The organism is Mycobacterium sp. SMC-13 (assembly GCF_045311035.1).
Taxonomy (GTDB): Bacteria; Actinomycetota; Actinomycetes; order Mycobacteriales; family Mycobacteriaceae; genus Mycobacterium.
The window spans coordinates 171,903-196,900 of sequence record NZ_JBJIAI010000009.1; the positions used below are offsets into that span (position 1 = coordinate 171,903).

The 24,998-nt window shown below is 68.4% G+C and carries 24 protein-coding genes; 13 read left to right on the forward strand and 11 right to left on the reverse strand.

Annotated features, from left to right (window positions below):
* Nucleotides 1–34 precede the first annotated feature (34 nt).
* The 4 genes from ACJH6I_RS15645 (at nt 35) to ACJH6I_RS15660 (ending at nt 4,920) form a co-directional block, all read left to right on the forward strand.
* Nucleotides 35–484, forward strand: a complete 450-nt coding sequence (locus ACJH6I_RS15645; RefSeq protein ID WP_212811353.1) for a Fur family transcriptional regulator — start codon at nt 35–37, stop codon at nt 482–484.
* A gap of 102 nt (nt 485–586) precedes the next feature.
* Nucleotides 587–2,713, forward strand: coding sequence for a catalase/peroxidase HPI (gene katG, locus ACJH6I_RS15650; protein WP_406784260.1), 2,127 nt, complete (start codon nt 587–589; stop codon nt 2,711–2,713).
* A gap of 57 nt (nt 2,714–2,770) precedes the next feature.
* Entirely contained in the window at nt 2,771–3,664 is an 894-nt protein-coding gene (locus ACJH6I_RS15655; RefSeq protein ID WP_406784261.1) for a LysR family transcriptional regulator, read from the forward strand.
* Between the two features lie 56 nt (nt 3,665–3,720).
* On the forward strand, nt 3,721–4,920 hold the full coding sequence (locus tag ACJH6I_RS15660; protein WP_406784262.1) for an MFS transporter: 1,200 nt from the start codon (nt 3,721–3,723) through the stop codon (nt 4,918–4,920).
* Here ACJH6I_RS15660 and ACJH6I_RS15665 read toward each other — a convergent pair.
* Complete coding sequence (locus tag ACJH6I_RS15665; protein WP_406774640.1) at nt 4,917–5,579, reverse strand: MOSC domain-containing protein; 663 nt, start codon at nt 5,577–5,579, stop codon at nt 4,917–4,919. The genes ACJH6I_RS15660 and ACJH6I_RS15665 overlap by 4 nt on opposite strands.
* A gap of 267 nt (nt 5,580–5,846) precedes the next feature.
* Between ACJH6I_RS15665 and ripD the strand changes: the two genes are divergently transcribed.
* Nucleotides 5,847–6,527: an NlpC/P60 family peptidoglycan-binding protein RipD gene (gene ripD, locus ACJH6I_RS15670; RefSeq protein WP_212811358.1), complete on the forward strand. Its 681-nt coding sequence runs from the start codon at nt 5,847–5,849 to the stop codon at nt 6,525–6,527.
* Between the two features lie 79 nt (nt 6,528–6,606).
* On the opposite strand, the gene ACJH6I_RS15675 is transcribed toward ripD, so the two are convergent.
* Nucleotides 6,607–7,656, reverse strand: a complete 1,050-nt coding sequence (locus tag ACJH6I_RS15675) for a type IV toxin-antitoxin system AbiEi family antitoxin domain-containing protein (RefSeq protein ID WP_318984989.1) — start codon at nt 7,654–7,656, stop codon at nt 6,607–6,609.
* Between the two features lie 83 nt (nt 7,657–7,739).
* On the opposite strand from ACJH6I_RS15675, the gene tpx reads away from it, so the two are divergent.
* Nucleotides 7,740–8,234, forward strand: a complete 495-nt coding sequence (gene tpx / locus ACJH6I_RS15680; protein WP_318984990.1) for a thiol peroxidase — start codon at nt 7,740–7,742, stop codon at nt 8,232–8,234.
* Nucleotides 8,235–8,312: 78 nt separating this feature from the next.
* Entirely contained in the window at nt 8,313–9,659 is a 1,347-nt protein-coding gene (locus ACJH6I_RS15685) for a HAMP domain-containing sensor histidine kinase (protein ID WP_318984991.1), read from the forward strand.
* Between the two features lies 1 nt (nt 9,660).
* Here ACJH6I_RS15685 and ACJH6I_RS15690 read toward each other — a convergent pair whose 3' ends face one another.
* Complete coding sequence (locus tag ACJH6I_RS15690; RefSeq protein WP_318984992.1) at nt 9,661–9,903, reverse strand: hypothetical protein; 243 nt, start codon at nt 9,901–9,903, stop codon at nt 9,661–9,663.
* Between the two features lie 173 nt (nt 9,904–10,076).
* The gene (locus tag ACJH6I_RS15695) at nt 10,077–10,346 is read right to left on the reverse strand and encodes a hypothetical protein (RefSeq protein ID WP_318984993.1); all 270 of its coding nucleotides are present in this window, start codon (nt 10,344–10,346) and stop codon (nt 10,077–10,079) included.
* A gap of 195 nt (nt 10,347–10,541) precedes the next feature.
* On the opposite strand from ACJH6I_RS15695, the gene ACJH6I_RS15700 reads away from it, so the two are divergent.
* Nucleotides 10,542–11,408, forward strand: a complete 867-nt coding sequence (locus tag ACJH6I_RS15700; protein ID WP_318984994.1) for a hypothetical protein — start codon at nt 10,542–10,544, stop codon at nt 11,406–11,408.
* A 20-nt stretch (nt 11,409–11,428) separates the two neighbouring features.
* Here the strand turns inward: ACJH6I_RS15700 and aceA are convergent, their stop codons facing one another.
* The 3 genes from aceA to ACJH6I_RS15715 form a co-directional block, all read right to left on the reverse strand.
* On the reverse strand, nt 11,429–13,705 hold the full coding sequence (gene aceA, locus ACJH6I_RS15705) for an isocitrate lyase ICL2 (RefSeq protein WP_318984995.1): 2,277 nt from the start codon (nt 13,703–13,705) through the stop codon (nt 11,429–11,431).
* 74 nt (nt 13,706–13,779) lie between these two features.
* Nucleotides 13,780–14,175, reverse strand: coding sequence for a tautomerase family protein (locus ACJH6I_RS15710; protein WP_212811365.1), 396 nt, complete (start codon nt 14,173–14,175; stop codon nt 13,780–13,782).
* A 27-nt stretch (nt 14,176–14,202) separates the two neighbouring features.
* Nucleotides 14,203–15,582, reverse strand: a complete 1,380-nt coding sequence (locus tag ACJH6I_RS15715) for a glutaminyl-peptide cyclotransferase (RefSeq protein ID WP_318984996.1) — start codon at nt 15,580–15,582, stop codon at nt 14,203–14,205.
* Nucleotides 15,583–15,656: 74 nt separating this feature from the next.
* Here ACJH6I_RS15715 and ACJH6I_RS15720 point away from each other — a divergent pair, with 74 nt between their 5' ends.
* From ACJH6I_RS15720 to ACJH6I_RS15740, 5 genes are all read left to right on the forward strand, one after another.
* Complete coding sequence (locus ACJH6I_RS15720) at nt 15,657–18,194, forward strand: DUF3516 domain-containing protein (protein ID WP_318984997.1); 2,538 nt, start codon at nt 15,657–15,659, stop codon at nt 18,192–18,194.
* 26 nt (nt 18,195–18,220) lie between these two features.
* Nucleotides 18,221–19,378 carry an acyltransferase gene (locus tag ACJH6I_RS15725; protein ID WP_318984998.1) on the forward strand — a complete coding sequence of 386 codons (1,158 nt, stop codon included), beginning with the start codon at nt 18,221–18,223 and terminating at the stop codon, nt 19,376–19,378.
* Nucleotides 19,379–19,420: 42 nt separating this feature from the next.
* On the forward strand, nt 19,421–19,888 hold the full coding sequence (locus ACJH6I_RS15730) for a hypothetical protein (RefSeq protein WP_212814804.1): 468 nt from the start codon (nt 19,421–19,423) through the stop codon (nt 19,886–19,888).
* 64 nt (nt 19,889–19,952) lie between these two features.
* Nucleotides 19,953–20,543 carry a hypothetical protein gene (locus ACJH6I_RS15735; protein ID WP_244872535.1) on the forward strand — a complete coding sequence of 197 codons (591 nt, stop codon included), beginning with the start codon at nt 19,953–19,955 and terminating at the stop codon, nt 20,541–20,543.
* 62 nt (nt 20,544–20,605) lie between these two features.
* Nucleotides 20,606–20,881, forward strand: coding sequence for a hypothetical protein (locus ACJH6I_RS15740; RefSeq protein ID WP_174557662.1), 276 nt, complete (start codon nt 20,606–20,608; stop codon nt 20,879–20,881).
* A gap of 9 nt (nt 20,882–20,890) precedes the next feature.
* Here the strand turns inward: ACJH6I_RS15740 and ACJH6I_RS15745 are convergent, their stop codons facing one another.
* The 4 genes from ACJH6I_RS15745 to ACJH6I_RS15760 form a co-directional block, all read right to left on the reverse strand.
* Complete coding sequence (locus ACJH6I_RS15745; RefSeq protein WP_212811369.1) at nt 20,891–21,574, reverse strand: sensor domain-containing protein; 684 nt, start codon at nt 21,572–21,574, stop codon at nt 20,891–20,893.
* Between the two features lie 196 nt (nt 21,575–21,770).
* A complete protein-coding gene (locus ACJH6I_RS15750) occupies nt 21,771–22,412 on the reverse strand; it encodes an FKBP-type peptidyl-prolyl cis-trans isomerase (RefSeq protein WP_318984999.1) in 642 nt (213 codons plus the stop codon).
* A 10-nt stretch (nt 22,413–22,422) separates the two neighbouring features.
* Nucleotides 22,423–23,037, reverse strand: coding sequence for a bifunctional 2-polyprenyl-6-hydroxyphenol methylase/3-demethylubiquinol 3-O-methyltransferase UbiG (locus tag ACJH6I_RS15755; protein ID WP_212811371.1), 615 nt, complete (start codon nt 23,035–23,037; stop codon nt 22,423–22,425).
* Nucleotides 23,038–23,062: 25 nt separating this feature from the next.
* Entirely contained in the window at nt 23,063–24,964 is a 1,902-nt protein-coding gene (locus ACJH6I_RS15760; RefSeq protein ID WP_318985000.1) for a transketolase, read from the reverse strand.
* Nucleotides 24,965–24,998 lie beyond the last annotated feature (34 nt).

Genomic DNA, 24,998 nt, shown 5'->3' on the forward strand with positions numbered 1-24,998 from the left:
GACTCAGTCCAAAAAAGCGCGTAGAAGTGAACACGTGACGACCGACTACACGGAGCAGCTGCGTTCCGCAGATCTCCGTGTGACACGGCCCCGCCTCGCAGTCCTGGAGGTGGTGGCGGGACGTCCGCATGCCGACACCGAAAGTGTCTTCGACGCGGTCCGCGCGATCCTGCCCGACGTCTCCCGTCAGGCGGTCTACGACGTGCTGGCCGCACTCACCACCGCGGGGCTCATCCGTCGCATCCAGCCTTCGGGTTCGGTGGCCCGGTACGAGACCCGCGTCGGCGACAACCACCACCACGTCGTGTGCCGTTCGTGCGGCGCCATCGCCGACATCGACTGCGCCACCGGCGAAGCGCCGTGCCTGACCCCGTCGGACACTCACGGCGTGCTCGACGGTTTCGTCGTCGACGAGGCCGAGGTCATCTACTGGGGTGTGTGCCCCGACTGCGCGGCAGCCACAACTTCACGATCACATCCGTGATCGCAACACAATTCACCACCCTCGAAAGGAAGTGCAGTGCCTGAGGAAACTCACCCTCCGATCGGAGAAGCACAGACCGAGCCTGCCGAAAGCGGTTGCCCGATGCGCATCAAGCCGCCTGTCGAGGGTGGTAGCAACCGGGACTGGTGGCCCAACGCCGTCAACCTCAAGATTTTGCAGAAGAACCCGCCGGCCATCGATCCCACGGACGAGGATTACGACTACCGCGAGGCCGTCAAGAACCTCGACTTCGAGGCCTTCCAACGCGACTTCGACGAGCTGCTGACCAACTCGCAGGAATGGTGGCCCGCCGACTTCGGCCACTACGGTCCGCTGTTCGTCCGCATGTCGTGGCACGCCGCCGGCACCTACCGCGTCGAGGACGGCCGCGGCGGCGGCGGCCGGGGCATGCAGCGCTTCGCCCCGCTCAACAGCTGGCCCGACAACGTCAGCCTGGACAAGGCCCGTCGTCTGCTGTGGCCGCTGAAGAAGAAGTACGGCAAGAACATCTCCTGGTCGGACCTCATCGTCTACGCGGGCAACCGCGCCATGGAGCACATGGGCTTCAAGACCGCCGGTTTCGCTTTCGGTCGCCCGGATTACTGGGAGCCCGAGGAGGACATCTACTGGGGTTCCGAGCACGAGTGGCTGGGTTCGCAGGACCGCTACGCCGGCACCGACCGCACCAAGCTGGAGAACCCGCTGGCCGCCAGCCACATGGGTCTGATCTACGTCAATCCCGAAGGCCCCGAAGGCAATCCGGATTACCTGGCCGCGGCCATCGACATCCGTGAGACCTTCGGCCGGATGGCGATGAACGACATCGAGACCGCCGCCCTCATCGTCGGTGGCCACACCTTCGGCAAGACCCACGGTGCCACCGACATCGAGAACGGCGTGGAGCCCGAGGCCGCCCCGCTGGAGCAGATGGGCCTGGGCTGGGCCAACCCCGGCGTCGGCAACGAGGCCGTCAGCAGCGGTCTCGAGGTGACCTGGACCCACACCCCGACCAAGTGGGACAACTCGTTCCTGGAGATCCTTTACAGCAACGAGTGGGAGCTGACCAAGAGCCCGCAGGGTGCCAACCAGTGGAAGCCCAAGGACGGCGGCTGGGCCAACTCCGTGCCGATGGCACAGGGCACCGGCAAGACCCACCCGTCGATGCTGACCACCGACCTGTCGATGCGCTTCGATCCGATCTACGGTGAGATCACCCGCCGCTGGCTCGACCACCCGGAGGAGCTGGCCGAGGAGTTCGCCAAGGCGTGGTTCAAGCTATTGCACCGCGATATGGGCCCGGTGGTGCGCTACCTCGGCCCGCTGGTGCCGAAGCAGACGTGGCTGTGGCAGGACATCACCCCGGCCGGCAAGACGCTGTCCGAGGCCGACGTCGCCTCGCTCAAGACCGCCATCGCCGAGTCGGGTCTGTCGGTGCAGCAGCTGGTCAACACCGCGTGGAAGGCGGCGGCCTCGTTCCGCTCCAGCGACATGCGCGGTGGCGCCAACGGTGGCCGCATCCGGCTGCAGCCGCAGCTCGGCTGGGAGGTCAACGAGCCTGACGAGCTGGCTCAGGTGATCTGGAAGCTCGAGGAGATCCAGCAGGCGTCGCCGACCGGTGTGTCGTTCGCCGACCTGGTGGTCCTCGGCGGTGTCGTCGGCCTCGAAAAGGCCATCAAGGACGCCGGTTTCGACGTCGCGGTGCCGTTCACCTCGGGTCGCGGCGACGCCAGCCAGGATCAGACCGACGTCGAGTCGTTCGCCTACCTGGAGCCGAAGGGCGACGGTTTCCGGAACTTCGTCGGCAAGGGCGACACCCTGCCGTCCGAGTACCGGCTGATCGACCGCGCCAACCTGCTGGGGCTGACGGCGCCGGAGCTGACCGTGCTCATCGGTGGTCTGCGCGCGCTGGGCGCCAACCACGGCGGTTCGGACCTCGGTGTGCTGACGGCCGACAAGGGCAAGCTGACGAACGACTTCTTCGTCAACCTGCTCGACATGTCCACCAAGTGGGCCCCGTCGCCGGCCGATGACGGCACCTACGTCGGCACCGACCGCAGCAGCGGCGCGCCGAAGTGGACCGCCAGCCGGGTCGACCTGCTCTTCGGCTCGAACTCGCAGCTGCGGGCGCTGGCCGAGGTCTACGCGGAGGACGACAACAAGGAGAAGTTCGTCAAGGACTTCGTCGCGGCGTGGACCAAGGTGATGAACGCCGACCGGTTCGACATCTAGCCGGAACCTGATTCAGTACCCCGTGGGCCCTCGGGCTCACGGGGTACTGTGCTTTTCGTGCTCCTCGATGAACTCCGCTGGTTCGTCGTCCTGGCCGAGACCGAGCACGTCACCGCTGCCGCCGCCGAATTGGGTGTCGCACAGCCGACGCTGTCGCGGGCCCTGGCCCGGCTGGAAAACGAAGTGGGCACACCGCTTTTCGACCGCACCGGCCGGCGGCTGCGCCTGAACGGGTACGGGCGGATCATGCTCGAACATGCGCGTCGCGGCATTGCCGAGATGGATGCGGCACAGAGCCGGATCGCGGCGTTGCTGGATCCGGACAGCGGCCTGGTCCGGTTGGCTTTTCTGCATTCGACCGCGAATTGGTTTGTGCCGGAGGTGCTTCGGCAGTTCCGGGTACTGGCTCCGGCGGTGCGCTTCGAGCTGTTCCAGGGCGCGGCGCACGACATCGCGGAGCGGCTGCGCACCGGGCAGGCCGACGTCGCGATCACGTCCCCGCGGCCGACGCAGGTGCCGTGCGTCTGGCGGGTTCTGTATGTCGAACGGTTGTGCCTGGCGGTGCCCGCCGACCACCGGCTGGTGGGCCGTGCCCGCGTACGCCTGAGCGAGGTGGCCGACGAGACCTTCATCGCGCTCGGGGCGGATTTCGGGCTGCGCCAGCTGACGGATCAGGTGTGGGCCGAGAGCGGCATCACGCCGGAAATCGCGTTCGAAGCCATGGAGATTCCGACGATGGAAGGTTTGGTCGCGGCGGGATTCGGCGTCGCCGTGGTGCCGGTGCCGCGGCCCGGCCGGGGCGATCCCTCCGTGATCTACATCCCATTGTCCGACACCAGGGTCAAGCGCGAGATCGGCATGGCGTGGGTCAAGGGTCGCGAATTGTCGCCTGCTGCAGCGCGATTCGCCGACCTGGTCAGCGCCACCGCATCTGATGCACAAAACGTATGAACCAACTCAAACTAATGTATTGGACACATGAACGGGGCGGTTCCTAGCCTGCGTTCGTGACTGTTGAAGCGCCCGTCTGGACCGGCCATGTGCGCGGCTCCACGGACTACCGCAGGCTGCTCGGCGCGCTGTTCTGCGCCGGCGTGGCGACGTTCGCGCAGCTGTATTCGCCGCAGGCGGTGCTGCCGCTGATCGCCCGCAGCCTGAATACAGGTGCCGCGGCCTCGGCGCTCATGGTGTCGGCGTCGACGATCGGTCTGGCGCTGGGGGTCATCGGCTGGTCGACGCTCGCCGACCGCATCGGCCGGGTGCGCGCGATGTCCTACTCGGTCTGTGTGGCAACGGGTTTGGCGCTGCTGGTGCCGTTCGCGCCGACATTCCAGCTGTTGCTGGCCGGACGATTCGCCGAAGGCCTGGCACTCGGGGGAGTGCCGGCCATCGCGGTGGCCTACCTGACCGAGGAGATCGAAGCCGGCCATGCCGCGCGGGCCGCGGGTACCTACGTCGCCGGCACCACCATCGGCGGATTGCTCGGCCGGCTGGTTGCCGCGCCGGTGGCCGAGTTCACCGACTGGCGGTGGGCCATGTTCGTCGTCGGATTGCTCTGCAGCGCAGCAGCTGTCGGCTTCATCCGACTGGCCCCCGAACCTCGGGGATTCATCCCGGCCGACGAGGAGACCGAGGGCTCCCTGGCGCACCGATTGGCGGCCAACCTGCGCAACCCCAGGCAACTGGTGCTGTATCTGCAGGGCTTCCTGCTCATGGGCGGGTTCGTCGCGATGTACAACTTCCTCGGCTTCCGGTTGAGCGCGGCTCCGTTCGGCCTTCCGCAGACCATCGTCAGCCTGGTGTTCGTGGCCTATCTGGCGGGCACCTGGGCGTCGGCGTGGGCCGGGGCCGCGGCCAGCCGGTACGGCCGGCGCCCGGTGCTGCTGGGCAGCGTCGCGGTGATGGGTCTGGGTGTGGTGATCACCCTGAGCCACAACGTGATCGCGGTCCTCGCCGGCCTGCTGGTCGCCACCGCGGGGTTCTTCGGCGCGCATGCCACCGCCTCGGGTTGGACCGGCCAGCTGGCCACCGTGGGCAAGGCGCAGGCCGGCTCGCTGTACAACCTGGCGTACTACGCGGGTTCGAGCGTCATCGGCTGGGTCGGCGGGATCGCCTTCGATACCGCCGGGTGGTCGGCGGTGGCCGCCGTCATCGTGGGGCTGCAGGTCGTCGCCGGACTCGCGGCGGCCGTCGTGCTGCGCGATTAGTGCTGGCTCGCCCGCTGGTGGACGCGGTCCTTGATGGCCTCCGGCAACGCGTCGGCCGGAAGCAGCCGCGGCAGTAGCTCCGGTTCGAGGGTCAGGGCGCGGAACACCATCGCGACAGTGACGTCGTGCGGCGGACGCGAGACCACCGTGATCGATGCACCGGCCCGCAGCACCCCGGGCGTCACGACGCGCAGGTAGGCGCCGGGCAGGGCCTGGGCGGTGAAAGTCTTGACCCAGCCCCGGATTTCGAGCCACTCGGCGAAGGTGCGGCACGGGATGCGGGGCCGGCTCACTTCCAGGAGCGGGCCGCCGTCGCCGATCTGCCAGCGTTCGCCGATGACGGCGCCGTTCACCTCGAGCCCCGCGGTGGTGAGGTTCTCGCCGAACGAGCCGTTGGCCAGCTCGCGGTCGAGGCGGACCTGCCAGTCGTCGAGGTCTTCACGGGCGTAGGCGTACACCGCCTGGTCGTCACCGCCGTGGAACTGCTGGTCGCCGATGGTGTCGCCGACCAGACCGCTGCCGAGACCGCCGTGCATGGGGCCGGGGGCGCGCACGGGCACCGGCTCGGACGTCGGGCGCTTGTCGATTCCGGTGCTCAGCTGATCCTTGTCGGGGCTCGGTCGGGGGACCGCCAGATTCACCGTCAGGATCGCTGCCATGGCGCAAGCCTAGAGGTGCCGTCCGGCTCCTTCGACCGGGAGTGGCCCGGGTCACCGCCAGCGCTGAAATCGGTCGCCGTGGATCACCTTTCGATCACATTTTCGATAAAGATCGCGCGCTGACCTGCATTTATGTGGGATAAGGCGCGCGTGTGGGGTAAAAGTGACGTTAGTGAAATTTGTGACGAGAGGGACCACCGGGGCCGCGACCCCTGCGTAGACCACGCAGCGTCGTGTGCCGGTGGCGCACGACGAGAGGTGGCCGAGATGCGGCGGATCATTGTGACGGTGGCGAGCGCGGCACTGCTGGCGGCGCCCATGGCGGTGGCGGCTCCGCTGGTGTCGGCGCCCCTCGCGTCGGCCGACACCACCTGGACCGGTGGTACCCACCGACAGGCCATCGACTTCGTCATCCAGCGCGCGCTGTCGCAGCGCGGTGTGCCGTTCGTCTACGGCGGTGGCAACGCCAACGGCCCCAGCCTGCCTCCGGCCAGCGTCACGACCGCGGCTGCGCCGGTGGCTCAGCCGGCTCCGCAGGTCGGCCTGCAGCCGATGGGTGTCGCGCAGCCGGCGGCGGCGCCGCAGACCAACACGCTCATCCCGGGCCTGTCGGGTCTGTTCGGCCAATCGCCGACCGCGAGCGCCATCACGCCGGCGCCGACCACGCCGGGCTTCGATGCGTCCGGCCTCGTTCAGTACGCGTTCGCCGGCGTCGGCATCAAGCTGCCGCGGTCGTCGGGTGAGCAGTACAAGGTGGGTCGGAAGATCACCGCCGACCAGGCCCTGCCGGGCGACCTGCTGTTCTACGGCCCGGCCGGCTCGCAGAGCGTCGCCCTGTTCGTGGGCAACGGCCAGATGATCGAGGGCACCGAGCCCTCCGTCACTGTGGGCCCGGTGCGCACCAACGGCATGGACCCGTACCTGAGCCGCATCATCGAGTGGCAGTAGCGGCTGCGACCACCCGATAGCGCCTCGGATCGCAGTCACCTACTGACCGTGATCTGAGGCGTAAGCGCACGGATTCGGGTCAAGCGGCGATATCGGCGGCGGGATATCCGCATCCCGGTCCGCACGGATGACCACGCACGGGGATCCCACGCCGTCGGAGCACCTGTGCAATCTTCGTTGCGGTCTGACATGGCCGGTCGAATACCTGCTGATAGCTGAGTCGGACCGTCCACCTGCCGTCGACCGCGGCATCCAGATCGCGTTCGATGTCGTTGTTCCGGGCGGCCGCCGAGTCGTGGAACAGCCGGCCATCGAGCTCTACCACCAGCCGCTTCCCGTACTCGACGTCGCGGTATCGAACACCGGACGACGACGAAGACCTGTTCTGACGACTGCCTCGGGGTAACCCGTGCGCCCGCTCCACGCGATCGAGGTAGCGCTGTTCGAGGACCGAACACGTGCCTTCTGAGATGTCGAGCAGAATCGCCCGCAGCCAGCGTCGGCGAGGCACGCGCCGTCGGCTCTCGAGTACTGCCAGCAGTCGCTGTGCTGTGGTCCGTCGGGACTGGCAGGCGTCCGCCAGGACGGCGATCGCATCGAATTCTGCGGCCCGGCAGGCGACATCCAGTGCGGCCTCCTCGTAGCGCAGCCGCGGTGGTCCCACGTGCCACAGCACCCGCTGGTCCAAGTGGGCAACGTGATGGATGCGAACTCCGTCGGGTTCGACCAGTGCGGTCCGGTTCCGCTCAACCGCGACGTGGACGACCGGGCCTTCGTGCTGCATCGCCGACTCCAGACACAGCGCCGCCGGCGTGGCGTAAAGCACTGCAGCCCAGGCGCGTTGCTGCCAACTCGGCGATCCGGTGTGGTCGACGTACACGCCGTCGTGCATACGAGCCCATTCGTTGCGCCGCAGCATGCGCCGGATGTAGGCGTCGTGCCGGCCGGCGCCGAGCACCTGTCGCCGCGAAATGACACCTGCCTGACGGCCGAGAATCGCGACAATCTCCGCGTCGGCGGCTCGGCCTTTGTCATCCACGTCGTCGATCTTCGCGGCAGTGCGCGGGCCGGCACCAGACCCCGGGTTGCCCGGCTGTGGATAACCGTCTACGCCTCGGATCTCAGCCACATATTGACTGCGATCCGAGGCGTAGCGGGCACAGCAGCACCCCAGCGCTGCGCGCGTGACGCAGTCTTGACAGACTGTCGGGTATGGCACAGATAACCCTGCGTGGAAACCCCATCAACACCGTCGGCGAGCTGCCCGCTGTCGGGTCCGCAGCCCCGGCGTTCGCCCTGACCGGCGCCGACCTGGCTCCGGTGACCAAGGACCAGTTCAGCGGTAAGTCCGTGGTGTTCAACATCTTTCCGTCGGTCGACACCCCGGTGTGTGCCACCAGCGTGCGGACCTTCAACGAGCGGGCGGCCGCCGACGGCGCCACCGTCGTGAACGTGTCCAAGGACCTGCCGTTCGCCCAGAAGCGTTTCTGCGGTGCCGAGGGCATCGAGAACGTCACCACTGCGTCGGCGTTCCGGGACAGCTTCGGTGAGGACTACGGCGTCACCATCGCCGACGGCCCGATGGCCGGCCTGCTCGCCCGCGCCATCGTGGTGATCGGCGCCGACGGCAATGTCGTGTACACCGAACTGGTGCCCGAGATCGCCCAGGAACCGGACTACGACGCAGCGCTGGCCGCCGCCAAGTAACACCAGCTCTTCGACGGACGGGGTGTGTGCCAGGGGCACGCGCCCCGTCCGCTTTTTCGTATCGGGCATGATGACCTGGTGCAGCTGCGATTACCGATACCGGCTTTGTCGTTGCGAGCCATCGTCGTCGTCGCCGCGTTGTCGGTGGTCGCGACGGTGCTGATCATCGGAACCTGGGTGTGGATCGGCGTCACCAACGACCAGTACAGCCAGCTCGATCGGCGGCTGGACTCGCTGAGCAGCCTGCCCGACGTCAACACCCTGCTGAGCATCGCCCGGCAGACGCCCACCGGCACGCCGCAGTCCGAGGGCTCACTGGTGCAGACCGTCCGCATCGGCGCCGCCACGGTCTCGATGCCGCCGGAGATCGTGCTGCCGCAGTTCGAGGCCGGGTATGCCAACACCACGATCAACGGCGTCGAGTACCGGGTCCGCACCGTCACCACGGGTTCGGCGTCGATCGCGCTCGGCGCGCCGCTGGCCGAGGCGCAGCGTCAGATCCGCAACCTGCACATCCGCATCCTGGCCATCTGTAGCGGCGTCATTCTCGGCACGTTCGTGGTCGGCGGCTCGATGTGGTTCGTGATGATCAACCCGTTCCGCAAGCTCGCTCAGCAGGCCCGGCAGATCAACTCCCAGTCCAAGCCCGAAGAGGTCCACGTGCGGGGCGTCTCGGAGGCCGTGGAGATCGCCGAGGCGGTCGAGGGCATGTTGGCCCGCATCGGCGAGGAACAGGCACGCACCAAGGCCGCACTCGAGTCGGCCCGCGACTTCGCCTCGGTGGCATCGCACGAGTTGCGCACCCCGCTGACCGCGATGCGCACCAACCTCGAGGTACTGTCCACGCTCGATCTCGAGGCGGAGCAGCGTGCCGAGGTGATCGGCGACGTCATGCGCACACAGAGCCGGATCGAGGCGACGCTGACGGCGCTGGAACGGCTCGCCCAGGGCGAGCTCACCACGGCCGACGATCTCGTGCCCGTCGACATCACCGAGTTGCTCGACCGGGCCGCCCACGACGCGGTGCGCGTCTACCCCGACCTCAACGTCGCCCTCGTACCGTCCCCGACGGTGCTGATGCTGGGGCTGCCCGTCGGGCTCCGGCTGGTCGTCGACAACGCGATCGCCAACGCCGTCAAACACGGTGGTGCGACCCGGGTGCAGCTGTCGGCCGTCAGCTCGCACGACGGCGTGCAGATCGCCATCGACGACAATGGCACCGGCGTACCGGAACACGAACGTGACGCGGTGTTCCACCGGTTCGCGCGCGGGTCCACCGCGTCACATTCGGGTTCGGGTCTCGGTCTGGCACTGGTTGCCCAGCAGGCTGAACTGCATGGTGGCACAGCGTCTTTGACGCAGAGTCCGCTCGGCGGCGCGAGGCTCCTGCTGGAGCTGCCCGCGCCGCGTCCGCAAGCGGGCTGAGCTAGATGCAGGCGCCGAAGATGCAGAATCCGCCGTCAGGCTCCCAGCCGCCGTTCCACGTGCCCGGCGGGTTCCAGCCCCAGGCCGGCGGGGGCGGCGGACCCCAGCCGGGTCCGGGTCCCGGGCCGTTCCAGCCCGGGCCGTGACCCCAGCGCGCCGGGACCGGCGCCATGCCGGTATCCGCACTCGCGGTACCCGCACCCAGCCCGACGGCTCCGGCGACAACGCCGCTCGCGACAGCCAAACCAACAATGAATTTTATCGATTTCATGATCTACTCCATTCCTCGACTCAATCGATTGCTGCAACAACGTTGCGGCGCTCGCTGTTTCTCGGTCTGTAGTCATTCTCGTTAGTCAAGCTATGTATGGCCTGTGTCCGCCTTAGGCGGTGGCTTTCGGTTTCCGGGTGCCCTGCTCAGATGCAGGCGCCGAACAGGCACACCCCGCCATCCGGTTCCCAGCCGCCGTTCCAGGTACCCGGCGGGTTTCCGGGCGGCGGTGGCGGGCCCCATGCCGGTGGCGGCGGGCCCCAGTGGTGGTCCGGCGGCGGTGGTCCCCAGCCGGGCCCGGGCGGGGGTGGCGGTGGACCCCCGTCGGCGCTCGCGACGCCGGTGCCCAGCGTCACCAGGCCGGCGCCGAGGCTGCCGGCGATCGCCAGGCCGGCAATCATCTTGGTGTGTTTCATGATCGATCGTCTCCGTTCGTGGCGGACTGTCCGACCATGGAACGGCAGCAGGTTGTGGATCAGCTGTGCCTGACGTAAGTGGTAGGTCCCGGTTTGGCGTCGTGCGGCCGGCGCAGGAAGGCGACCGCGCCGGCCCGCTTCCTACAATTGGCCGATGCCCGCCAATTCTCGGTTCGTCGGAGCCGGAGCCGCACCATGCTGATCGGCATCCTCGCCGCCCTCGTTGCCTGCTTCAGCTATGGCACGGCATCGGTGCTGCAGTCCCGCGCGGCCCGTCGCGACGGCGAAGCTGCCGACACCGCACCGACGTTCCGGTCGACAGTGACGGCGATCCTGGCGCCGCTGTTCCTCGCCGGCATGCTGCTGGACGGGCTGGGCTTCCTCGGCAGCCTGGTGTCGGCGCGGCTGATCCCACTGTTCCTGTCGCAGACCATCATGAGTGCCAACCTCGCGGTGACCGCCGTCCTGAGCGTGCTGGTGCTCGGGGTGCGCCTGCGCCCGCGGGACTGGGCCGCGATCGCGACAGTCCTTGTGGCACTGTGCATTCTGGGCTTCAGCGCCGGTGAACTCGGCACCGAGGTGCCGGGCCGGCACATGCACTGGAGCGTGCTGGCGGCATCGGCGCTCATCTTCGTCTTCGGGGTGGTGCTCGTTCGGGTGCTCGGCAAGAAGGCCGCGGTGCCGGCCGGGCTGATCGCCGGCATCCTGTACGGCGCCATGGCGGTCGCGGTCCGGATCACCCACGGGCTCGACCCGTTCAAATGGCATGCGTTGCTCTCCGACCCGGCGGCGTGGGCGGTGGTGGTCGCCGGCGGCGGTGGCTTCTACCTGTTCACCGTCGCACTGCAGATCGGTTCGGTGAACGGCGTGGCCGCCGCACTCGTCATGGGGGAGACGGTGATTCCCGGCGTGGTCGGCGTCCTGTTGCTGGGCGATGTGGCGAAGCCGGGGCTCGGATGGCTGGTCGGGGTCGCTTTCGCCACCGCGGTCGCCGGGGCGGTCGCGATCGCGATTTTCGGTGCGGCAGAAGAGGAACCGGCGGTCGCCACGGCTCAGGCGTGAAACCGTGGCGACCCGACCGGCTAGTCCTCCTTGCGGATCAAGCGGCCGAGGGCCTCGCGGTCCGGCGCCAGCAGTTCGTCGATCCGCGCCTTGTTGACATCGGCGACGATGATCTCGCCGACCTCCTGATAGACGTTGCTGAACAGGCCGTGCGACTTCATCTTCTCGGTCTGGTAGATGTTGTCCTCCGTCGGCGTCACGTAGTAGACGATCTCCGACTTGAACCGGTGGATCAGCCACACGTGGATCAGATCCATCAGGCGCTTCTGCCGCAGCTTCTCGGCGAAGGTGTTCTGGTCGCGCACCGTGAGGATGTTGCGGCCGTAGCGGTCCTTGATCGGGTCGACGACGACGTTGGCCAGCGGCTCGTCGCCGCTGCCGTAGATGCCGAGATCCAGGACGTCGGAACCGGCGCGGCGGGGCCGCAGTTGTACGTGCAGCTGCTCGCCGATCTGGTAGTGATCGCTCCACATGGTCAGCCACTCTTCGAGGAGCTTCTTGGGCACCTCGGTCTGGACCAGGTGCTGGTGTTGCGTGGAGCCGGCACCCATCGCCTTGGTGGTCGCGGTCCGCCCCGACGACGCGGCCAGCGCGGCATCGCTGCGCGGACCGCCGACGAGCGTTTGCGGTGTGCGGTAGGGAGATTCGACGAGCCGCATCTTGCGTTGCAGCCGGGCCAGGGCCAGCATGCCCTCCTGTCGCAGGGATGTCGCGAACTCCTCGCACGCCACACCGTCCACCTGGTGGCCGCCGTAGGTGATGAAGTTGAAGACGAACCCCATCTTGCCGAGTTCCTCTGGGAACGCCCGCATTTCGTCATCGGTCATGCCGGTGGTGTCCCAGTTGAACGACGGCGACAGGTTGTACGCCAGCATCTGGTCGGGGAATTCGGCGTGGATGGCCTCCGCGAATTCCCGGGCGTCGGCCAGGTCCGCGGTTTTCGTCTCCATCCACAGGATGTCCGCGAACGGCGCGGCCGCAAGGGATTTCGCGATCGCGTACGGGATGCCGCCGCGCACCTGGTAGTAGCCCTCCGGGGTCTTGGCGAGCTCACAGTCCCACGCCACGTCGGCGCCCAGCTCACGGGCCTTCTCCCGCGCCGCATACAGCGACGCGCGGGCCGCGAACTTGCGCCACTCCTCGGGGCTCACCGTGGTGGCCTCACCCTCCTTGGCCCGGAACTGCAGCACTTCGGCCACGGCTTCGCAGTAGGTGTTCAGGCCCGAATCCGCCTGCCACGCCTCGACGAATTTCGACTCGACCTTGTCGAACACCGCGTCGACCGACTGCCCGGAATTCTGGTCCCAGGCCGCGGCCGCCTCGTCGATGAGGCCCGCGATGCCGTGGCTGTCCAGCCAGGCGTCGGCGGCCGCGTACTGGCCCTCGGGCAACGCGTACAGCAGGTGCCCGCGCAGGTCGGTGACGCCCTTGTCGTGGAAGCGGCGCACCATCGCCAGGAAACAGGATTTGTAGGACGGGATGTTGAGGTTGGTGGCGCCCAGCAGGAACGGCTGGTCACGCTCGTCGGCGGCGCTGTCGATGAGGTTCGCGGCCTCGGCGTCGGTGCGCGCGACGATGATTCCCGGCACGCCCATCATGTCCAGCTGGAAGCGCGCGGTGTTGAGGCGCTTGAGTTGTTCATCCGACGGCACCAGCACCTTGCCACCCTGGTGGCCGCATTTCTTGGTACCGGGCCGCTGGTCCTCGATGTGGTAGCCAGGCACTCCCGACTCGACAAAACGGCGAATCAGGTTGCGTACGTGGGCATCTCCACCGTGACCGGTGTCGGCGTCGGCGATGATGAACGGCCGGTAGTCGATCGCGGGGGTCGCTGCGCGCTGTTCCTCGGTCATCTGCAGGCGCAGGTACTGCTGGTTGCGGTCCGCGGTCAGCAGCGCACGCACCAGCCCGGCGGCTTCGTCGGGCACCTGGCTCAGCGGGTAGCTGGCCAGGTCGGGCCCGGGGTCCTCGCTGATGGAGCCCTTGGCCGAGGTGGCCCAGCCACCGAGGTAGATGCCTTCGATGCCGATCCGCTTCATCACCACCGCCTGGCCGGGGGAATACGGCCCGAACGTCGTGATGCTCTTCTTCTGCGCGAACAGTTCGCGCAGCCGCGGATAGAACGCTTCGGCGGCCTGCCGGGCCACCGGATAGTCGGACGGGATGGTGCCGCGTTGTTCGACGACCTGACGCGCGGTGTAGAGCCGCGTGATGCCGTCGAAACGCGGACTGTCGAAATACTCCTGCACGTCGGCGACGTTCTGCTCGAACGACGTCGCCACTGCTTCGAGAGTCATGGACTGCTCCTTGCTGAGCTGGTTTCCGATGAGCTCTCCGAGCCTATCGCCGCGGGGCTGCCGTGAATACGCGATCAGACATTCACATCGAAGCCGAGGTTGACGTCGCAGGCGGCCTGCCCGCCGCGGACGCCCCAGTTCTCGAGCGCACTCTCGCGCAGCAGGATCGTGATGTGGTCGGCGGGGATGTCGAAGGCGCCGAGGCGGCCCGTGATCTCGCGGTACAGCGCGCGCTTGGCGTCCACCGACCGGCCGGCGAAACAGTCGATGGTCACCAGGGTGTACCGCTCGGGATGCGCGAGATGCGGCGCGTGCGAAAACCGGTGCGGCTCATGGACCAGGAGCCGGACGTGCTTGTCGCCGACCGGGATCTGGAACGCGGCGACCAGTGCCGCGTGGACGGCATCGATGAGGGCGACCTCGTCGGGCTGGCTGTACTGACGTCGGACCTCGATCAGTGAACTCGGCATGGCGCTGATCGTCACATCCGGCAGTCGTCAGCGCACCTGAATTTCCGCCGCTGTCGCCGGTTCGAACCGCACCCGGTAGACCGCCGGCCAGTACTTGCCCGTGACCAGGAACTGCCCATTGCCGCCGGCGCCGCCGAGATGCGCGATGCCGTTGAGGACGCCGATGTCGCCCTGCCAGGCGGCGTCGCGCAGGCCGGTGGCATAGACGACGGCGGTGACGACGCCCGTGTTGGCGTCGATCTCGATGATCTGGTCGGTCGGGAACACGTTGGCCCAGATCCGGTTTCCGGCGCAGTCGAGGCTGTTGAGCCCGGTGACCTGAATTCCGTTGTAGGTCACGGCGAGGGTGCCTGTTTCCCGCATGTCGTCGAGACGGTGGAAGCGCAGCACCGCGGATCCGTCGCTGCGGATCAGCCGGTCACCCGTGCGGCACAGGCCCCAGCCCTGACCGTCGAGCGGGACCTCGCGCAGCATCGTCAGCGTGGCCTTGTCCCATTCGATGGCGACGCCGTTCTCGTACGTCAGCTGCCACAGGTGCGGGCCGGCATCGGCGATGCCCTCGCCGAAATAGGCCGGCGGCAGCGGGACCGCGCGCCGCAGCTGTCCGGTGTCGGCGTCGAGTTCGCGCAGCTCGGACTTTCCTTCGAGGCCCGTGCTCTCGTACAGCGTCGGTCCGTCGACGAACATGCCCTCGGTGAACGCGACGGGGTCGTGGTCGAACCGTTCGAGCACGACGGGGCGGAGCCGGGCGACCTGATCGGCTGCGGCGGTGGGGATTCCGGCCACCACGACCAGCAGCGTGCCGACGGCCGTCAGTGTCACGGCGGTGATCGCGGCGGTGTGTTCCTGCACCCAGTGGCGCATCCGCTCCAGGCCCTTCTCGGCGTACCGCGCGGCCACCAGGTGCGCCAGGATCGGTGCGGCGGTGGTGGAGCCGGCCAGTACGACGAAAAAGCCGACGGCACCGGCCTTTTCGACGGGCGCGGTCAGCAGCGCGTCGATGGCCACGCCGCCGGCGACGCACGCCAGGATGAACTTCGGGTTCGCGACGGCGAAGACCACCCCGGTGACGCCGGTGACCAGTGGCGACGCGGACTGCAGCCGCGTCAGCCAGCCCGTCGCCTGCGCGTAGTGCGCGCGCCGCAGCCACGTGACGACACCGAGCACGATCAGCGCGATGCCGATGCCGAGCTGCAACCGCGAACTGGTCGCGGCGGCGTGCGACCGGCCGACGGGCGATACCAGCACCACCGTGCTGATGACGGCCGCCATCCCGGCGAGCCACCCGCCCAGGTAGGTCAGGCCGGTGCTGCGGGGCCGGTCCGAGTACAGCAGGAGCAGCACCGGCGGCAGGACCGCCATGGGGGACAGCGCCACGATGAGCGCGTCGGGGATCAACCACGTCACACGAGCCATCTTGCCTGCGCGCAGCCTGCCCGCCGCTGACGCGCGTCCGGTGATCGGGCAGGCTGGTGTCCACGATGGCACCCCGCATATCCCTCCTGGACGACCCCGCCGACCTGTCCGCGCTGCGCGCGACGGGCGCTGACCCCGACGAACTGCTCGCGGCGTTCGCCGAGTGGGCCGAGGCGGCGGGGACGGCGCTGTACCCGGCGCAGGAGGAGGCGCTCATCGAGTTGGTCAGCGGCGCCAACGTCGTCCTGGCGACGCCGACCGGTTCCGGCAAGTCGCTGGTGGCCACGGGCGGGGTGTACTTCGCGCTCGCGGCGAACCGGCGCAGCTACTACACCGCGCCGATCAAGGCCTTGGTCAGCGAGAAGTTCTTCGCCCTGTGCGACGTGTTCGGCGCCGCGAACGTGGGCATGCTCACCGGCGACGCGGCGGTCAACGCCAGTGCGCCGATCATCGCGTGCACGGCCGAGATCCTTACGAACATCGCGCTGCGGGAAGGCGCCGACGCGGACATCGGTCTGGTGGTGATGGACGAGTTCCATTTCTACGGCGACCCCGACCGCGGCTGGGCGTGGCAGGTGCCGCTGCTCGAATTGCCCAGGGCGCAGTTCCTGTTGATGTCGGCGACGCTCGGCGACGTGACCGTGTTGCGCGAGGACCTCACCCGGCGTACCGGCCGCCCGACCGCGCTGGTGGCCGGCGCCGAACGCCCGGTGCCGCTGTTCTACAGCTATGCGACGACCGCGATGCACGAGACCATCGCCGACCTGTTGCAGACCAAACAGTCACCGATCTACGTCGTCCATTTCACGCAGGCGGCGGCGCTGGAGCGGGCGCAGGCGCTGATGAGCGTCAACGTGAGTACCAAGGAGGAGAAGGCCGCCATCGCCGACCACATCGGCGGCTTCCGTTTCACGACGGCGTTCGGCTCGACGCTGTCGCGGCTGGTGCGCCACGGCATCGGTGTGCACCACGCCGGCATGCTGCCCAAGTACCGGCGGCTGGTGGAACAGCTCGCGCAGGCCGGGCTGCTGAAGGTCATCTGCGGCACCGACACGCTCGGTGTGGGCATCAACGTGCCGATCCGCACCGTCGTCTTCTCGGCGTTGTCGAAGTACGACGGCACCCGTACCCGGCTGCTCAATGCCCGCGAGTTCCACCAGATCGCCGGCCGTGCCGGGCGGGCCGGCTACGACACCGCGGGCACCGTCGTCGTGCAGGCGCCCGAGCACGAGGTCGAGAACCTCAAGCAGTTCGCCAAGGTCGCCGACGACCCGAAAAAGCGCCGAAAGCTGGTGCGCCGCAAGGCACCCGAGGGCATGGTCCCCTGGGGTGAGAACACCATGAAGCGCCTCGTCGAGGCGGCGCCGGAGGCGCTCACGAGCAACATGCGGGTGTCCACGGCGATGATCCTCGACGTCGTCGACCGTCCCGGTGATCCCTGCCTGGCCATGCGCCGGTTGCTCAGTGAGAACCATGAGCCGCGCAAGAGGCAGCTGCGACACATCCGCGAGGCGGTCGGCATCGCGCGTTCGCTGCTGCAGGCCGGGGTACTGGAACGCCTGGCCGAGCCGGAACTGGACGGGCGCCGGTACCGCCTCACGGTGGACCTGCCGCCGGATTTCGCGCTGAACCAGCCGTTGTCGACGTTCGCGCTCGCGGCCGTCGAGCTGCTCGACCCGGACTCGGAAACGTTTGCGCGCGATGTGGTTTCGGTGATCGAGGCGACGCTCGAGGACCCACGCCAAATCCTCGCGGCGCAGCTGAAGAAGGCCCGGGGTGAGGCCGTCGCGGCGATGAAGGCCGAAGGCATCGAGTACGACGAGCGCATCGAACTGCTCGACGACATCACTTACCCGCGTCCGCTCGATGAACTGCTGGCGCACTGTTTCGAGGTGTACTGCCGGAGCAACCCGTGGGCGGCCGACGGCCACCCGGCGCCGAAGTCCGTCGTGCGCGAGATGTGGGAACAGGGACTGACGTTCAAGGAGTACGTCAGTGCCTATGGCCTGACCCGCACCGAGGGCGCGGTGCTGCGCTACCTGTCGGATGCCGTCAAGGCGCTGCGCTCGGGAGTGCCGGCCGCCGCCCGGACCGATGAGCTCACCGACATCGTCGAATGGCTGGGTGAGCTTGTGCGCCAGGTCGATTCGAGCCTGCTCGACGAATGGGAACAGTTGACCAGCGCTGATCAGGTCGACGAGGTGGCGGTGATGGCGCCGGTGCGGCCACTGACCGGCAACGAGCGGGCATTCACCGCGATGGTCCGCAACGCGCTGTTCCGGCGCGTCGAGCTGTGGGCCCGCCGCCGCTGGGCGGAACTCGGGGACCTGGATTCCGGGTCGGGGTGGGCGGCGCAGCGCTGGGAAGCGGTGGGGGAGCAGTACTTCGCCGAGCACGACGACATCGGCACCGGGGCCGATGCGCGGGGACCCGCGATGCTGATCTTCGACCGGGCGCCCGACGTGTGGCGCGTCCGTCAGATCCTGGACGACCCGGCGCATGACCACGACTGGGGTATCGACGTGGAAGTCGACCTGGCCGCGTCCGACGCGGACGGCGCACCGGTCATCCGGGTCGTCGATGCGGGGCTTTTCGGTAGCTGAGTGCACTTCTCGGGCACACTGGGCGCATGACCACCCCGGCCCCCGAGCCCGTCAGCGGCACTCGCGGGTTCCTGCCTGCGGTCGAGGGCCTGCGGGCGGCCGCGGCACTGGGGGTCGTGCTCACGCACGTGGCGTTGCAGACGGGCTACACCGACGGTGTCGTCGGCCGGTTGCTGGCCCGCTTCGACCTGTCGGTGGCCGTGTTCTTCGCGTTGTCGGGCTTCCTGCTGTGGCGCCCGCACGCCGCCGCGGCGCACGGGCTGCGGGCCGAACCCGAGGTGGCGCCGTACTACCGCTCCCGGCTGGTCCGGATCATGCCGGCGTATCTGCTGACGGTGGTCGCGGTGCTGACCCTGTTGCCCGACGCGCACGGCGCGGACCGGGCGGTCTGGATCGCGAATCTGACCCTGACGCAGGTCTTCGTCCCCAAGACGCTGATCGCCGGGCTCACGCAGATGTGGAGCCTGTCGGTCGAGATGGCCTTCTATCTCGTGGTGCCCCTGTTGGCGCTCCTGGTCGCGAAACTGTCGCTGCGGCTGCGAATTCCGGTCATCACCGGAGTGGCGCTGCTGAGTTTCGGCTGGGGTTATCTGCCGATCCCGGCGTATCACGGCGCCAATCCGCTCAACTGGCTACCGGCCTACGCCTCGTGGTTCGCCGTGGGGATGTTGTTGGCGGAGTGGATGTTCCGGCCGTACGGCTGGGCGCACCGGTCGGCCCGGCAACGCTCGACCCTGATGGCGGTGGCGGTCGTCGCATTCGTGGTGGCGGCCTCACCGTTGGCGATGCCGGCCGGGCACCAGCACGCGACCCTCGGCCAGTTCATCGTGCGGACGGCACTGGGGGCGGTCATTGCCGGCGCGCTGCTGGCGCCGCTGGTCCTGGACACCCCGGACAGCCCGCACCGGGTGCTGGCCAGCGCCCCGATGGTGACGCTCGGCCGCTGGTCGTACGGTCTGTTTCTCTGGCACCTCGCCGCCCTCGACATGGTGCTCGCCATGATCGGGCAGACGACGTTCCCCGGTGCGCTGCCGGTCGTGATGGTCCTGACGACGACGTTCGGCTTCGCGGTGGCCGCGGTGAGTTACGCGCTGCTGGAGGAGCCGTGCCGGGTGGCGCTGCGGCGCTGGGAAGCCCGGCGACGGGCCGCGATGGCCGATCTCGACTTGCCGACCGCGACATAGAGTTGCAGGGTGCGATTCACGCGTCAGGGGCCGCTGGACCGGATGAACGCCGCGGTGGCAGAGCTCGAGTTGCCGGACGCGGTGTACAAGACGTGCCCTTGGCAGCCACGGGATCTCGTGACGGAGGGCCTGCGGCAGTGGTTGCGGTGTTGCGGGGTGGCCATGCGCGACGGTCAGGTGATCGGCATGCCGTCGCACGCCGTCGACGAGGCCTGGCACGGGCTGATCCTCTGTACCGCAAGGTATTCGGCCTTCTGTGACACGGCCTACGGCCGGTTCCTGCACCATCATCCCGAAGGCGGGGCGCCCGCCGGCGCCGTGTCGGAGCCGATGCACGAGCAACTCCGGCGGACGGTCATCGCGTGGGAAAAAGTCGCCGGACCGGATGAGGACTGTGTGCTGTGGGACCTCGACGAACGCGTCGGGGTCGACAAACCGTGGGGGATCGCTGCGGCGCGGGTCGCGGAAATCAGGTCGGCGTACCGGGCTTTTCAGGCCCGAACGAGATGACGGAGGCCGGTACACGCGATAGCCTGACCCGTTACGGACGCCGGTTGAAAGGACGGACGAGCATTTGAAGACCGAGCGACAGCGTTTCCACGCGCCGGTGATAGTCGGCGGTGTGCTGCTGGCCGGTGCGCTCGCGGCGGCCGGTCCGGCTGCGGCGGACCCGGCCACACCGACGACACCCGCACCCGGCCAGCCCGTCGTGGAGCCTGCGAGCGGTCCCAGCGGCCCGGTGGCCGCGCCTCCGATCGGCGCTCCGACGGTCCCCGAGATCGAGAACCCGCAGTACGGCGCCGGTAGTACGCCGGGTCAGCTCGGCTATCTCCGGGACATCTGGCACACGTTCCACAGCGGCAACCCGATCGAGGCGCTCACCATGCCGCCCGAGGAGGCACCCGGACCACCGCCCGGTGCGGGGCCGGCGCCCAAGCTGCCACCAGGGTTCATTTCACTGACCGATCCGGCGTCGTCGAACCCGATCGTCGACACCGGGCCCAAGACCGGTGGACCGGCGCTGCCTCCGGGCTACTACCCGCTGAACGGCCCACCGCCGCCCGGGTACTACGACGCCCCGGGTGCGGCTCCGGCCACGCCGGCGCCGGGTGGTCCCGGCGCGCCGCCGCCGGCTGCCGGATTCGCGCCGACCCCATCGCACTGACTCGACGGCGTAATGTGATTACATACGCTAAGTAATCGCAGTCTACGCAGGGGAGCGTGTGCATGACCTCGATCAAGAAGACCTTGTCCGCCGCCGCCGTCGCGGGTTCGCTCGCCGCGGCCGCGCTCGGCTTCGGTATGCCGCTGGCTGCTGCGCAGCCGCCGCCACCGGCGCCCGGGCTGGGCGAGGAGGTCCCGCCGTGGGCCCCGAAGAAGCCGGCTGAGGTGTGGGACGGTCAGCCCGTCGTGTGGACCTCGGCCTGGGGCGGCCGGTGGGGCGTCTGGATCAACGACGGCTTCATCCCGTTGACGTCGAACCCGGTGACCAACGGCGGGTAGCCACCGCCGTCACCATCGTGCCGCGACGTTGGTGCCGATCTGGGTGGCGATCTGGACCGCTGTGTCCGCCGGATTGGGACTGCACGTGTTGATGTCGATGATGACGTTGTTCTTGTGTGCCAAGGCGCGGCCGCATGCCCATCCGGGTGCGGCCGCGTCTTGTTCTGTCGCGACGACGCTGAGGGTGTCGTGCGCGTTGGTGATCGGCCCGACCGACCACTGCGACTGACTCTGCGTGTGGGTGTACTGCTTGCACGCCGGCCATAGCTGCGCTTGCGTGTTGAAGAACTCCTGCGCCTTGTCCTGCGTCGGAAACAGGACGACAGCCTGCTTGAGGTAGTGGGTGAACTTGTCCCCGTCGTTCATGCTCTGCTCGCGTTCGGCCCAGAAGCCGCTGCCCGCGTACACCGCGGCTTCCGCGGCGCCGTCGATGACGAGGCACTCCGGCGGTGCCATCGTGGCGCTGTTGTCCGACATCGTGGACTGAGCGCTGAGCACCGTCATGGCGGCCGACCCCATGGTCGCGTTGACCTGGTCGGGGTTGAGCAGCAGACCGTCCAGTTCGCGTTCGACGAGGGGCCGGGCCACCATCGGCGGCGTGGTCACCGGCACGGGTGTACCGGCGGTGCTACCACATCCGGCGGTCAGAACCGCGACCATGACGACGGTGACGGTGCCGACAGAGCTGCGCATATATCCTCCCGTCGCGGCAGCGGCGACCTACTGACATGCTGCGCTGTCGTGCTGCGCTGTCCTCCCCAGCGCGGCACTCCAACACTTCTATTGTGGCGTCAGTTGAGGTCGGGGCCACCTTTGCTCGACGGTGTTTCGCGGTAACGATGAACCAAGTTCTTGATGACAGGTTCGCCGCACCGCCGCAGCATGACGGTCAGTTCGACACGTCGAGGATCTTGATCGCGAAGACCAGCGAGTCGCCCTTCTCGATGCCCGCGCTCGGCTGGCCGTCGGGGTAGCCGTCGGCCGACGTCATCGCGACGGCGACGGTGGAGCCGACCTTCTGTCCGGCGATGGCCTTCTGGAAACCGGGCACGACGCGCAGGAGGGAGAAGGTGGCCGGGGCGCCGCGGTCATAGGCGCTGTCGAACTTCGATCCGTCACGCCCGTTGAAGCCCGCGTAGCAGACCGAGACCGTCGCGGTTTCGGGGACGACGGGTCCGGTGCCGGCCTTGAGCGTCTGCACCTGGGTCTGGTTCACGCTGAACGGGCCCTTGACGCTGACGACCGGAGCCGCGGTATCGGTGGATCCGGTGACGGCGACGCTGCCGGTGGCGCCGCTCAGCGTCCACTCGGGTGCGCCGCCCTGTCCTTCTGCCGTCGGGCAGGTGCGGGCGGCGGCGGTCGAGGAGTTGTCGAGGGCGGTCGCCGCGCTCGGGGTCGTGGTCACCAGCGGCGCCTGCGTCGTGGTCGCCGCCGGTGGCTTCTCGTCCGAGCCACACGCGGTGAGGGCGACGGCGAGGGAGGCGGCGCAGGCGGTCAGGGCAACGGAGGAAGACACGCGAGAGAGGTTCACCGGTGTCACGCTACCCGGGCGGGATCGGGATGAGGACTGCGACCAGGAAGTCGGATTTGTCGGTGAACACCCGCAGATCCCAGGTGGAGAGCAGCAGATCCGGGGTGAGGCCGGCTCGGCTGGCGTCCTGGAAGAACTGATTGAATTCGTAATCGCGTCCGGCGCCGAACCCGATCACCACACGGCCGTTGTCGGCCAGGTGGGCGCGGAGCCGGGAGAGCACCTGCACGCGGGTGCTCGGGGCGACGAACGTCATCACGTTGCCGGCCGACACGATCAGGTCGAAGGGCTCCGGTATGCCGCGGGCCGGCAGGTCGAGTTCGGCGAGGTCGCCCACCAGCCAGCGCGGTCCGGGGTGATCCTCTTCGGCGGCCGCGATGAGAGCGGGGTCGACGTCCACCCCGACCACCTCGTGCCCGGCCGCGGCGAGGTAGCCGCCGATCCGGCCGGGGCCGCAGCCGGCGTCGAGGATTCGCGAGCCGCGGGCAGCCATCGCGTCGATCAGGCGGGCTTCGCCGACGAGATCCTCACCGGCGCGGGCGAGCGCCCGGAACCGTTCGATGTACCACTGCGAGTGGCCGGGATCGGCTTCGACTTTCTGCATCCACAGGCTCTGCTCGACCATGCGTCCATTGTCGCAAGCCCGAACTTCAGCGCGGCGTGCTGTCGACAACGCTCTTGGCGATCAACGTCGTCGCGGCTTCCCGGATGCGGTCCGCGTCGACGCCCGCCCAGGCGAGCAGCTCGCGTGTCGTGCCGGAACCGGGCATGCCGCGGACAGCCAGATGCGCGAGGCGGATATCGGCAAGATCGTGAGCGACGAGCGCATCGAGAACCGCCGACGCGAGACCGCCCTCGGGGTGGTGGTCCTCGGCGACGACGACGCGGCCACCGGTGGCGGCGACGGCCGCGGCGACGGTGGCCGCGTCGAGCGGTTTGATCGAGTAACAGTCGATGACCCGCGCGGTGATGCCTTCCCCGGCGAGTTCGTTTGCGGCGCTGAGGCATTCGTGCACCGTCACACCGGCACCGATCAAGGTGACGTCATCGTGATCGGATACGCGCAGGAGCTTGGCGCCGCCCACCGGAAACTCCTCGGTGGCGTCGTACAGCACCGGGTAGGCGCCGCGCGTGGTGCGCAGGTAACTGATTCCCGGTGTCTCGGCCATCGATTGCACCAGTGCGACGGTGCTGGTGGCGTCACTCGGGTACAGCACGACGGCGTCGTGGACGGCGCGCATCATCGCCAGATCTTCGAGTGCCATCTGCGATGGGCCGTCCGCGCCGATTTCGACGCCGGCGTGGGAGCCGACAAGTTTCACATTCGCGTTCGAGATCGCGCCCATACGGATGAAGTCGTAGGCGCGCGTCAGGAACGCGGCGAACGTGGAGGCGAACGGAACGTATCCGCGGACGCTCAGGCCCGTCGCCGCGGCCACCAGCTGCTGTTCGGCGATGAACATCTCGAAGTAGCGGTCGGGAAATGCCCGCGCGAATTCGCCTGCGTGGGTGGAATTTCCGACCTCGCCGTCGAGTGCGACCACGTGCCGGTTGCGACTGCCGACCGACACCAGCGCGTCACCGTAGGCCTTTCGCGTGGCGATGTCCGCACCGAGTTCGTAGGTGGGTAGGTCGACGGGCTCGGCCGCCCGCCATTCCTCTGCCGGAGCGGGCGTCGGTGGCTCGAGGCTGCGCACGATCAGTCGGCGCCGGCCACCGAGTTCGGCGATGGCCCGTTCGGCCATGTCTTCGGGCAACGGTTTGCCGTGCCAGTCCGGGCTGTCCTCCACCTCCGAGAACCCTTTGCCCTTGATGGTTTTGGCGATGATCACCGTCGGCCGGTCCACTGCTTCCGCAGTACCGACGCCGGCCATGGCTTCATCGATCGCGGTGAGGTCGTGGCCGTCGATGACGACCGTCCGGGCGCCGAACGCCTGGCAGCGCCGCTCGTAGGCCGCGACGTTCCAGCCGAGGTCCGTCGGGCCCCGCTGTCCCAGCCTGTTCACATCGATGAGGGCGACCAGGTTGTCCAGCTTGTAGTACGACGCCTTGTCGAGCGCTTCCCACATGGAGCCTTCGGCCATCTCGCTGTCACCGCACAGCACCCACACCCGGTACGGAAGGCCGTCGAGGTATTTCCCGGCCAGCGCGAGTCCGACGCCGTCGGGCAGTCCCTGACCGAGCGAGCCTGTCGCGACGTCCACCCACGGCAGTACCGGTGTGGGGTGACCTTGCAGGCGCTGCCCGAACCTGCGGTAGCCGTCGACCAGTTCTTCGTCGGTGATCGCGCCGACGGCCGCGAAGGCCGAATACAACAGCGGTGACGCGTGGCCCTTCGAGAAGATGAGATGGTCGTTGGTGACGGCGGCCGGATCGCGCCAGTCATAGCGCAGGTGACGGGTGATCAGCACGGCGACGAGATCCGCGGCTGACATGCTCGACGTGGGATGACCGGATCCGGCACTGGTGCTGGACCGGATCGAATCCACGCGCAGACGGGCCGCGACTTCGGCCACGGTGTCCATGGGGGTTATCGGTGGTGTCGTGTTCACACAGGGCGCATACCCGGTGTCACGGTCGGTACAC